The organism is Achromobacter sp. 2789STDY5608621 (assembly GCF_001299375.1).
Taxonomy (GTDB): Bacteria; Pseudomonadota; Gammaproteobacteria; order Burkholderiales; family Burkholderiaceae_B; genus Achromobacter; species Achromobacter insuavis.
Map to the genome: position 1 here is coordinate 146434 of NZ_CYTU01000005.1, position 10882 is coordinate 157315.

Annotated in this window: 11 protein-coding genes; 7 read left to right on the forward strand and 4 right to left on the reverse strand. The window is 69.1% G+C overall.

What is annotated here, in order from left to right; genetic code table 11:
• The coding region (locus tag AOZ53_RS07800) for an ABC transporter ATP-binding protein (protein ID WP_054487470.1) at positions 1-526 on the reverse strand (526 nt) is incomplete at its 3' end.
• Between AOZ53_RS07800 and AOZ53_RS07805 the strand changes: the two genes are divergently transcribed.
• Positions 525-1184, forward strand: coding sequence for an arylesterase (locus AOZ53_RS07805; RefSeq protein WP_054477422.1), 660 nt, complete (start codon positions 525-527; stop codon positions 1182-1184). The genes AOZ53_RS07800 and AOZ53_RS07805 overlap by 2 nt on opposite strands.
• A 38-nt stretch (positions 1185-1222) precedes the next feature.
• Here AOZ53_RS07805 and AOZ53_RS07810 read toward each other — a convergent pair whose 3' ends face one another.
• Positions 1223-3193: a SurA N-terminal domain-containing protein gene (locus AOZ53_RS07810; RefSeq protein ID WP_054431372.1), complete on the reverse strand. Its 1971-nt coding sequence runs from the start codon at positions 3191-3193 to the stop codon at positions 1223-1225.
• 340 nt (positions 3194-3533) lie between these two features.
• Here AOZ53_RS07810 and AOZ53_RS07815 point away from each other — a divergent pair, with 340 nt between their 5' ends.
• The 6 genes from AOZ53_RS07815 (at position 3534) to AOZ53_RS07840 (ending at position 9401) form a co-directional block, all read left to right on the forward strand.
• Positions 3534-4826 (forward strand): M20/M25/M40 family metallo-hydrolase, encoded by a 1293-nt coding sequence (locus AOZ53_RS07815; RefSeq protein ID WP_054487472.1) that lies wholly within the window; start codon positions 3534-3536, stop codon positions 4824-4826.
• Between the two features lie 534 nt (positions 4827-5360).
• Positions 5361-6110: a glycerophosphodiester phosphodiesterase gene (gene ugpQ / locus AOZ53_RS07820; RefSeq protein WP_054431370.1), complete on the forward strand. Its 750-nt coding sequence runs from the start codon at positions 5361-5363 to the stop codon at positions 6108-6110.
• A 12-nt stretch (positions 6111-6122) separates the two neighbouring features.
• Positions 6123-7013, forward strand: a complete 891-nt coding sequence (locus tag AOZ53_RS07825) for a 23S rRNA (adenine(2030)-N(6))-methyltransferase RlmJ (RefSeq protein ID WP_054431369.1) — start codon at positions 6123-6125, stop codon at positions 7011-7013.
• 231 nt (positions 7014-7244) lie between these two features.
• On the forward strand, positions 7245-7604 hold the full coding sequence (locus AOZ53_RS07830; RefSeq protein ID WP_054431458.1) for a hypothetical protein: 360 nt from the start codon (positions 7245-7247) through the stop codon (positions 7602-7604).
• The gene (locus AOZ53_RS07835) at positions 7601-8626 is read left to right on the forward strand and encodes an AraC family transcriptional regulator (protein WP_054487474.1); all 1026 of its coding nucleotides are present in this window, start codon (positions 7601-7603) and stop codon (positions 8624-8626) included. Before AOZ53_RS07830 ends, AOZ53_RS07835 begins: the two co-directional genes overlap by 4 nt.
• Before the next feature lie 13 nt (positions 8627-8639).
• Positions 8640-9401: an SDR family oxidoreductase gene (locus AOZ53_RS07840; RefSeq protein ID WP_054431367.1), complete on the forward strand. Its 762-nt coding sequence runs from the start codon at positions 8640-8642 to the stop codon at positions 9399-9401.
• A gap of 24 nt (positions 9402-9425) precedes the next feature.
• Here AOZ53_RS07840 and AOZ53_RS07845 read toward each other — a convergent pair whose 3' ends face one another.
• Both AOZ53_RS07845 and AOZ53_RS07850 read right to left on the reverse strand, forming a co-directional pair.
• Entirely contained in the window at positions 9426-10112 is a 687-nt protein-coding gene (locus tag AOZ53_RS07845) for a GntR family transcriptional regulator (protein WP_054431366.1), read from the reverse strand.
• Positions 10109-10882 (reverse strand): aromatic amino acid lyase (locus AOZ53_RS07850; RefSeq protein WP_197286462.1); only part of this gene is annotated, 774 nt, incomplete at its 5' end. The genes AOZ53_RS07845 and AOZ53_RS07850, both read right to left, overlap by 4 nt.

Here is a 10882-nt window from a genome sequence, read left to right on the forward strand (position 1 = left end):
CATCCAGGCTGCCGGTGGGTTCGTCGGCGAACAGCAGGTCAGGCTGCACCACGAAGGCGCGCGCCAGCGACACGCGCTGCTGCTCGCCGCCGGACAGGGTGCGCGGGTAGTGATGCAGGCGCGCCCCCAGCCCGACGCGTTCGAGCATGGCCTGGGCCGCCTCGCGCGCCGGCTGGCCCGCCAGTTCCAGCGGCAGCATGACGTTTTCCAGCGCTGTCAGGTTCGGCAGCAGCTGGAACGACTGGAACACGAACCCCACGTGATTGGCCCGCAGGCGCGCGCGGCCGTCCTCGTCCAGGGCGAACAGGTCCTGCCCCGCCAGGCGCACGCTGCCCTGGCTGGGAACATCCAGCCCGGCCAGCAGTCCCAGCAAAGTGGACTTGCCCGACCCGGAGCTGCCGGTGATGGCCACGGCGCTGCCCGCCGCCACCGTAAAATCGATGTCTTCCAGGATAGACAGCGTCCCGCCGGCATCGGCCACCCGCTTGCCCAGCCCTTTCACCTCGATCGAATTCTTGCTATCCATGCGCCTGATTCCCCTGATTCGCCGTTCACTACTGATATCCACGCTCGCCGCCGCCACCCTGGTGGCGCCCGCCCACGCTCAGACCGCCGCCGCGGCCCAGGGTTCCGCGCAACGCACCGTGCTGGTGGTGGGCGACAGCCTGGCCGCCGAGTACGGCATCAAGCGCGGCACCGGCTGGGTGCCGCTGCTGTCCGCGCGGCTTTCCGAACAATACCCGAAGTACAAGGTGGTGAACGCCAGCATCAGCGGCGACACCACCAGCGGCGGCGTCGCGCGCCTGCCGGCCCTGCTGCGCCAGCACGAGCCGGCGGTGGTGGTGCTGGAGCTGGGCTCGAACGACGCCCTGCGCGGACTGCCGCTGAACATGACGGAACAGAACCTGCGCGCCATGGCGCAAGCCGCGCGCAAGGCCGAGGCCGACGTGGTCATCGTCGGCATGCAGATCCCGCCCAACTACGGCCGCGACTACACCCAGCGCTTCGCCCAGGTGTTCCCCACGGTCGCCAAAGACGAAAACGCCCGGCTCGTGCCCTTCCTGATGGAAGGTATCGCAACGAACCGGGCGATGTTCCAGGCCGACGGCATCCATCCCAACGAGGATGCCCAGGCCCAATTACTGGACAATGTCTGGCCGGCGCTGCGGCCCTTGCTGCAGTGACGCGGGCCTGAGCGGCCCGCGACCCGCCACGCGGCGGATCAGCCCGCCGCCTGCTGCGAGGCGTCGCCGCCGCGGATGACGTCCGCGGCCGCCGGCAGCACCTGCACCTTGTATTCCTCGCGCAGCATGCGCACCAGGGCTTCGTTCTCGGCCTGGCCCCAGGCGCCCGCCAATTGCTGCGCCAGGCGTTCCTTGTCGGCGGCCTCGACCGTGCCGGCCTCGACCTTCTCCAGGCGCACCAGCGTGTAATCGGCGCCCGACTGCACGCCGGTGTAGGCCGGCAGCTTGGCGGCCGGCAGGCGCATCACGGCGTCCAGCACCGAGCGCGGCAGGTTCTTGGGATCCTGGCGCGACACCACCAGCGGACCGCCGAAGCCTTCCGGCGCCGCGGCCGGGTTGGCCTGGTCGGCCGCCAGCGCGGCTTCGCCGGCCTTCTTGGCGGCTTCGGCCGAACGCTCGTCCAGCAGCTTGGCGCGGATCGAATCGCTGACCTTGTCCAGCGCCGGCACGTGGGCCGGTTCGACCGCGGCCACGCGCACCGCCAGCATGGTGTCGGGCGACAGCTCGATCACGCCGGAATTCTGCTTTTCACGCAGCACGTCGGGCGAGAACAGCACCTGGCGCACGCGCGGGTTGTCCAGCAGCGCGGCGTCCGGGCTGTCGACCGCGGAGCCCGGGCCGGCCTGGTCGGCCGGCAACAGGCCTTCGCGCGTCACGCCCGAGGCGGTGCGCAGCTTCAGGCCGACCGCGTCGGCGGCGGGCTGCAGGCTGTCGCGCTGGTCGTAGACCTGCTTGTTCAGCTGGCTGGCCATTTCCGAGAAACGCACGGCGGCCAGTTGCTTGCGCACTTCGGCGGTGATCTGGCTCTTGACCTCGGCCAGCGGCTTGATCGAAGCCGGCTGGATATCCGTGACCTTGATCACGTGGAAACCCGACGGGCTTTCGACCACGCCCGACACCTGGTCCTTGGACTGGCTGAAGATCGCCTTTTCCAGCGGGCCGGACAGCATGCCCGGCGCCAGCCAGCCCAGGTCGCCGCCATTGGCGGCCGAACCGGCGTCCTGCGAATTCTTGCGGGCCAGCTCGGCGAACTGCGCCGGGTCGGCGGCGGCCTGCTTGGCCAGATCCTCGGCCTTGGCGCGGGCGGCCTTGCGCGCATCGTCCGAGGCGCCGGCGGGCACTTCGATCATGATGTGGCTGGCGCGGCGGCGCTCGGGCTGGCCGAAGCGGTTCTTGTTCTGCTCGTAGTACGAAGCCAGATCCTCGTCCTTGACCTGCACGCCTTCGGTGGCGGCGGCCTCGTTCAGCACCAGGTATTGCACCTGGACCTGCTCGGGAATCTGCAATTGCTGCTTGTTGGCGTCGTACCAGGCCTGGATGTCGGCCGGGGTGACGGTCACTTGCGAGCGGAAATCGGCGGCGGCGAAGCGGCGCAGCTGCACCGTGCGCTGCTGCGTCAGGGCGGTTTCGAGCGATGCCACCACTTCCGACGGCGCGCTGGCCGACTGGCCAACCGGCTCGAGCACGCGGGCCACGGCCAGATCACGGCGCAGGCCGGCTTCGAACGAAGTGGGCGACATGCCCTGGGCCGCCAGCACCTGGCGGTAGCGCTCGGGCGAGAAGCGGCCGTTGTCCTGCACTTCCGGGATCGCGGCGATGGTGTTGCGCAGCGTTTCATCGGACACCGAGAAACGGTTGTCCACCGCCACGTTCGCCAGCAGGCGCTGGTTGATCAGCTGGTTCAGCAGCGCTTCGCGCAGTTGCGGCGTGTCGATCACCGCCGGGTCGAACTGCGCGCCCAGGCGCTGGCGATACTGTTCAAGCTGGTTGCGGTGCGCCTGGTCGAACTCCGCGCGGGAAATGGGCTGGCCGGCGACAGTCGCCAGTTCAGGCTCCTTGCGCATGAAGCTCTCATAGCCCTGAATCCCGACGAGGAAGAAGGAAGGCACAATCAGAAGCAGCAGGATGAACTGCATCCAGCGCCGGTGGCTGCGAATAAATTCGAACATGGAATCCCTGTTGCCGCACTCGGGGGGAGACTTCCGCCCGGGCCGCACGAAAACGCATAAAAAAAGGCGAATCTCATTCGCCCTATTCCCATACCGGTCAAACCGGGTCAGCGGGCGGATTTTAGCATTTCTCATTCTTCCCGCAGCGTCTGCTTACATCGGCCCGCGCGACGCCCTTGCGCGCCCCGCGGCACACGCTTTCCACCCCCATGGAAGCCGGCCCCGGTCAACCCGGGAAACCCCGGTTTTCGCCTTCCGTCCCCACTCGTATCGTGAGCCTCGGGCCGCCACGCCGTGGCCGGCGCCTTCCTTCCCCTTTTTCATGCAGAGGTGACTTTCGATGCCGTACCCGTCCTCACGTCCGCTCGCCCTTCGCGCCCTTCTCGCGCTGGCCTGCCTCGGTGGCGCCGCCACCGTCCTGGCCGCCCCGGTGGCCGCCGTCCACGACGCCGCCAAGGGCCAGCAGCAGGCCATGCTCGACACCATGCGCGACCTGGTCAACATCGAATCGGGCAGCAAGGACGTCGAAGGCGTGGAGCGCATCGCCGCCCTGATCGCCGAGCGCTTCAAGGCCCTCGGCGGCAAGGTCGAGATCCTGCAGCCCGCCGACATCTTCCGCCTGGACGACACCCCGGAGCGCGTCGGCCCCATGGTGCACGCCGAGTTCAAGGGCAGCGGCCAGAAGAAGATCATGCTGATCGCGCACATGGACACCGTCTACCGCAACGGCATGCTCAAGGACCAGCCCTTCCGCATCGACGGCGACCGCGCCTACGGCCTGGGCATCGCCGACGACAAGCATGGCGTAGCCACCATCCTGCACACCGTGGCCCTGCTGCAGAAGCTGGACTTCAAGGACTACGGCACCCTCACCGTGCTGATCAACGGCGACGAGGAAATCAGCTCGCCCGGCGCCCGCGCCACCATCACCCGCCTGGGCGCCGACCAGGACGCGGTCTTCTCCTTCGAGGGCGGCGGCGCCGAGGGCCGCCTGACCCTGGCCACCAGCGGCATCGGCGCGGCCTACCTGACCGTGCAGGGCAAGACCTCGCACGCCGGCGCCCGTCCCGAGGGCGGCGTCAACGCCCTTACCGAACTGTCCCACCAGATCCTGCAGCTCAAGGACCTGTCCAAGCCCGAAGAAGGCCTGAAACTGAACTGGACCGTGGCCCAGGCCGGCACCAACCGCAACGTCATCCCCGGCCAGGCCACCGCCCAGGCCGACGCCCGCGCCCTCAAGGTGTCCGATTTCGACGCGCTCGAGCGCACCCTGCAGGAACGCATCCAGAAGAAACTGCTGCCCGAGGCCAAGGTCAGCGTCAAATTCGAAGTGCGCCGCCCGCCCCTCGAAGCCACCCCCGCCTCGCGCGCCCTCGCCAACCACGGCGTCGCCATCTACCAGGAACTGGGCCTGCCCCTGAAAGTCGTCGACCGCGCCAGCGGCGGCGGCACCGACGCCGCCTTCGCCGCCCTCAAGGCCCGCGGCCCCGTCATCGAAGGCATGGGCCTGAGCGGCTTCGGCGCCCACTCCAACGACGCCGAGTACATCCAGATCCCCTCCATCGTCCCCCGCCTCTACCTGGCCACCCGCATGATCATGGACGTCTCCCAGGACAAGGCCCCGATGAAATAGGCGCCCGGCGCCTGCGGCGGCGCAACCCTACGAAGGCCGCCCCTGCCCCCAAGCAACAGGCTCCCCGCCCGCAAATCCCACCTCCCGCCCCAGGATGCGCCCACGCGAGCAGCCACCACGTATGTCCGACAAGGCCGCGCAGGGCGGCCTTGTCGGACGGGCGCCAGCAAATCCTTCAAGCGCCGCCATCCTTCCCACGAAGCCCAAGCACACCCCCCGCCCCAGCGACGCCTCGAGCTTTCCCCACCGCGAGCGGCTGCGGGGCCGTGGCGCGGGGCCGGGGCGTGTAGAGGCGCGCGCGACGGAATCCGAAGGAGCCGCAGGCGACGAGGATGAGGATGCGCTGTCCGGCGCGCAGGCGCCGGACAAGCCTCGTAGCCCCGGCCCCGCGCCACGGCCCCGCAGCCGCGCCAAAAGAACCGAGCCCGCGACACAGGCACGAAGCAAGAACCCGCCCCCGCACGACAGGAAAGGAACCCCCAGAACAGAGTATCCTTCCACCCTGTCCCAAAGAACCCCAAAAGCATCAAAGAAATGACAGCATCCCTCCCCACCTGGCCCTATTCCCGCCACATCGCCCACCGCGGCGGCGGCCGCCTGGCCCCGGAGAACACCCTCGCCGCCATGCGCGTCGGCGCCGAACACGGCTTCACCATGTTCGAATACGACGTCAAGCTCAGCCGCGACAACGTCCTCGTCCTGATGCATGACGACGACGTCGACCGCACCTCCAACGGCCACGGTCCCGCCGCCGCCAAGACCTTCAGCGAACTGGCGCAACTGGACTTCGGCAGCTGGCACTCCGCCGCCTACGCCGGCGAACCCCTGCCCACCTTCGCCGCCGTGGCCCGCTACACCGTCGCCAACGGCATCGCCAGCAACGTCGAGATCAAGCCCTGCCCCGGCCGCGAGGCCGAGACCGGCGCCGCCGTCGCCCTGGCCGCCCGCGAGCTGTGGCAAGGCGCCGCCGTGGCCCCGCTGCTGTCGTCCTTCGCCGAGGAAGCCCTGCAGGCAGCCAAGGACGCCGCGCCCGAGCTGCCGCGCGCCCTGCTGGTCGAAAAGGTGCCGGCCGACTGGCTCGACCGCCTGGTCAAGTACGACTGTGTCGCCCTGAACATCAACCAGAAGGACGCCACGCGCGAACTGATCGACGCCGTGCACGCCGCCGGCTACCGCATCGCCGCCTGGACCGTCAACGACCCCGAGCGCGCGCGCCTGCTGCTGGACTGGGGCATCGACGGCATTTTCACCGACGAACTGGCCGCCATCCGGCCGGCCGCCTGAGGCCCCCGCCCCGTGTTCAGCTATCGCCACGCCTTCCACGCCGGCAACCATGCCGACGTGCTCAAGCACGCCATCCTGGTCCACACCCTGGACTACTTCAACCGCAAGGACGCGCCCTACTGGGTCATCGACACCCACGCCGGCGCCGGCCTCTACAGCCTGGACAGCGACTGGGCCGCCAAGACCTCGGAGTTCGCCGACGGCATCGGCCGCCTGTGGGAACGCGACGACCTGCCGCCCCTGCTGGCCGACTACGTCGCCCGCATCCGCGCCTTCAACACCAACGGCCGCCTCAAGCGCTACCCCGGCTCGCCCTGGCTGACGCTGGACGCGCTGCGCCCGTCCGACCGCCTGCGGCTGTTCGAAATGCACCCGACCGAGATCGACACCCTGGTCGGCAACCTCGAACACATGGACCGCACCGCGCAGCGCCAGACCACCATCTACGGCGACGACGGCTTCGAGGGCGTCAAGGCCCTGCTGCCGCCGCCGACGCGCCGCGGCATGGTGCTGATCGACCCGTCCTATGAAGACAAGAACGACTACCGCCGCACGCTGATCACCGTCAAGGAATGCGTCAAGCGCTTCGCCACCGGCACCATCGCCGTCTGGTATCCGCTGGTGCAGCGGCGCGAGGCCAGCGAAATGGCGCGCCACTTCGAGAACCTCAAGGTCAAGAGCTGGCTGCACGCCACCCTCACGGTCAAGAAGGCCACCATCGACGGCTATGGCCTGCATGGCAGCGGCATGTTCCTGATCAACCCGCCCTGGACGCTGCACGACGCCCTCAAGCAGACCATGCCCTACCTGGCGCGCGAACTCGGCCAGGACGAGCGCGCGAGCTTCACGCTGCAGTACCGCGAGAATCCGTTCCCCGTGCCGAAGAAGCAGTCGGACGACTGATTCCTGACCCGTCCCCATAAGAGCCCGGCCTTGCGTGATCGAGACGCAAGGCCGGGCTTTTCTATTTCGACCTGCGCCCCTGGCGCGCCGCGGCCGAGCCTCTGCGCCGGGAACACGTAGTTCGTTTTTGGCGCGATCGGATTTGCGAAACCGGCGGTGCCTGCTTATCTTGGGGGTTTGGCCGATACCGATGTCCTGTCGTACGCGGCGGCAATCCGACGGAGCCGGAAGATGCGTCAAATCCTGGTCTATTCCTCCTTTTCATGGCTGGCCTTGGCAGGCGGCCTGCACTTCGCCATCGATGTCGTTGCGCAGTTCGCCCGGGGTGCGCGCGCCCCCGGGCCGGAAACGACGCTGTACTACGGCCTGCACTCCGCCTATGCGCTCGGGCTGGTGCTTTTCGGCGGCTTCGGTTTGCTCGTGGCGCGGCAGGCGCCCGCGCTCCTGAGCCAGTGGCCCGCGCTCGCGCTCACCGTTTTCGCCGCGGCCGCCTGGCTCGTCCTGGCCTTTGTTTTCATCGAGTACCGCCCGCCCAGGATCCTGATCAGCGTGTTCGCGGTCCTCGCGCTCTCGATGGTGGCCACGCGATGAAGACCGCGTCAGCGCGAGGCGTCCGCTCAGGCAACCGGCGCGTCGAGACCTTCTCGATACCGCCCTCGGCGATCGCCGGCTTCGGCCTGTCGATCGAAAGATTGTGCGAGCGCGCGGGCGTGGCGCCGTCGACCAATTGGGACACGGGCGAGTTCTTCCGCCTCTGGCAGGCCGTGGAGGCGGAACTCGATGACCGATCGGCGGGCCTGCGTTTCGGCGCCGACGGCATCGCCCGCGGCTATGGCATCCCGTCGATTGTCGCGCTGCACGCCCCGGACTTTCGCCAGGCCCTCGCGGCCCTCGCCCGCTACAAGCGGCTGACCTGCCCCGAGCTGGTGGAAGTCGAGACCCGGGGCGACGAAGCGATCGTGCGCTATCGCTGGCTGCAGGCGACGGGGGACGTGCCGCGCCTGCTGGTCGACACCACCCTGGCCTCGCTCAAGGAGATGGCGCATCGCGGCAGCGCCGGTCGGGTGACTCCCATTCGCCTGGAGCTGACGCGACGGTCGGCGGACCAGACGCTTCTGCGCGACCACTTCGGATGCCCCATTCTCTTCTCGGCGACCAGCGACACCATGGTGTTCGAGCGCGCGGCCCTCGACGTGCCGTTCGCCACCGCCAGCGGCGGCGCCTTCGCGCAGGTGACCGAAGGCCTGGAGCAACGGCTTGCCGAGGGAGAGGGTTTCCCGGCGCTCATCGCCGACGTGCGCGTGGCGATCGCGCGGCAACTGAGCGAAGGCCGTTCCTCCGATATTGCCGCGGTGTCGGGCCGGCTGCTGACCAGCCGCCGCACCTTGCAACGGCGGCTCTCGGCGCAAGGCACCACCTTCCAGCAGCAATTGGACAGTGTCCGGCGCACCACCGCGAATCGGCTGCTGTCGACGACCGAACTCGATGCCGTCGCCATCGCCATGCTGCTTGGCTTCGCGGAGCCCAACTCGTTCGCCCGCGCATTTCGGAACTGGGAGCAGACAACGCCGGTCCGCTGGCGCGAGCGTCACGTCCCCTTGTCCAACCCTTGAAAAGACCCGCCCAATGAACCTCTCCGGCAACACCATCCTGATAACCGGCGGCACCAGCGGTATCGGCCTCGAACTGGCCAGGCAGTTTCTCGCCGCGGGCAACACCGTGCTCGTCACCGGTCGCTCGGAGGCCCGCCTGGCCGAAGCGCGCAACGCGTTCCCCGCATTGCACACCTTCGTCTGCGATCAGAGCGATCCGGCGTCGATCGCCAGCGCTTGCGCGACGATCTCCCAGCGGTTTCCGTCGCTGAATGTGCTGATCAACAACGCTGGCATCGGGCTCAAGCTCAACCTGAATGAAACCGACCGCCCCCTCCCGGACCTGGAGAACGAGATCAGGACCAACCTGATCGGCCCGATTCAGCTGATCAACCAGCTCCTGCCTGTGTTGAAACGCCAGCAAAGCGCCACCATCGTCAACGTCACCTCGGGCCTTGCGTTCGTCCCGCTGGCCCTGAAGCCGATCTACAGCGCCACCAAGGCCGCGATGCACTCGTACACCCAGTCCCTGCGCGCGCAGCTCAGGCATTCCAGCGTGAAGGTGGTCGAACTGGCGCCGCCAGCCATCGACACCGCCTTCAACAAGGGCCAGGAAGACATGAACAGCGCCATGCTGATGGACGTCGCCAAGTTCGGCCGCGCCGCGCTGCGAGGGCTGCGCAAGGGCCAGGACGAAGTGCTGCCCGGCGCGAGCAGGTTGATCCGTTTCATCGGCCGCATCAACCCGCGCGCCGTCTTGAGGCGTTCGGATGCCGAGCAGATGGGCCGTCAATAGTGCCCTGATGGTCCGATGGCCGCCTCAGGGCTCGCCCACGACGGTCATGCGCCATATCGCCAGGCCGCGCACCAGGATCTCGCCCGCCTCCTCGATGTGCGCCTCGAGCAGCCGACAGGCCCGCTCGACCTCGCCCTGGCGCACCGCGTCGAGCAATTCCAGGTGCTCGCGCTGCGAGCCCGGATCCCACGCCACGCACGATGCCGTCACATGCATGTAGCGCGTGCGCGATTCATGCAGCATGTCGATCGTCGCCAATAGCCGCGGCATCGCGCACGGCCGGTACAGCGCCTCGTGGAAGGCGCGGTTGGCCGCCTCCCAGTCGCGCATGTCGCGCGCCTTGTCGCCCGCGTCGATCGCGGCCTGCGCCCGCGCCAGGTCGCCGGCGCTCATCGCCGCCATCGCGTGGCGCAGGGCCAGCGATTCCAGCGCGCCGCGCATGCGCGTAATCTCCACGATCGAGGCCTCGTCCAGCGAGCTCACCCGCACGCCCTTGCGCGGCTCGCTCACCAGCAGTCCGCGCGCCTCGACCCGGCGGAACGCCTCGCGCACCGGCACATGGCTGGCGCCGAACTCGGCCGCCAGCGCGTCCTGGCCCACCCGCTCCCCGGGGCGCAGCTGGCCGGTGATGATGCGTTCGACCAGCGTGCGCGCGATGCGTCCGGGCAAGGTGTCGTCATCGTCGCGCGACGCGCCGTGGGCCAAGGTCATGCCGCCTCCCGCGCCTGCCACAGCGGGCCGCAGGCGGACTGCGTGGCGGCGGCCAGGCTGCCGTCCGCGACCCGCGCGCGCAACTGCGCGAGGTCGTCATGGAGCCAGCGGTCGTCGCCGAGCATGGCCGGCACCGCCGCCCGCACCGCCGCCCAGGCCGCGGCCGTGCCCGCGCCGACCGGATAGGCGGCCAGGTCGGGCTCGGCCAGATCCAGGGCCTGCGCGGCCAGCAGCAGCTCGACGGCCACCACCGCCTGGGTGTTCTCGACCACGGTGCGGGTGCGGCGCGCGGCGAAGCACGAGTTGCTGATGTGGTCTTCGGTGTTGCCCTTGGCGGGCAGGCTGGTGGCGCTGGCCGGGCCGCACAGGCCCATGTTTTCCAGCACCAGCCCGGTCCCCATGCTCTGCGCCACCGAAAAGCCGGTATTGATGCCGGGCCGCCGCGCGATCAGGTTGGCCGGCAGGCCGAAGTTGCAGGCCGGATCGACCAGCCGCGCGCTGCGGCGGTCGCAGATCGCCGACAGGTCGGCCACCGCCAGCGCCAGCAGATCCATGGCCTGGGCGATGTACTGCCCGTGGAAGTGCCCGCCCGAGACGATGGCGTAGCCCGCGTCTTCCGGAAAGATCAGCGGATTGTCGGTGGCGCTGTTCATTTCGGTGGCGAGGATGCCGTCGACGTAGTCCAGCGCGTCCAGCACCGGCCCGTAGACCTGCGGCACGCAACGCAGCGAATAGACATCCTGGATGCGCGGCGCCAGCGGCGGCGCGTG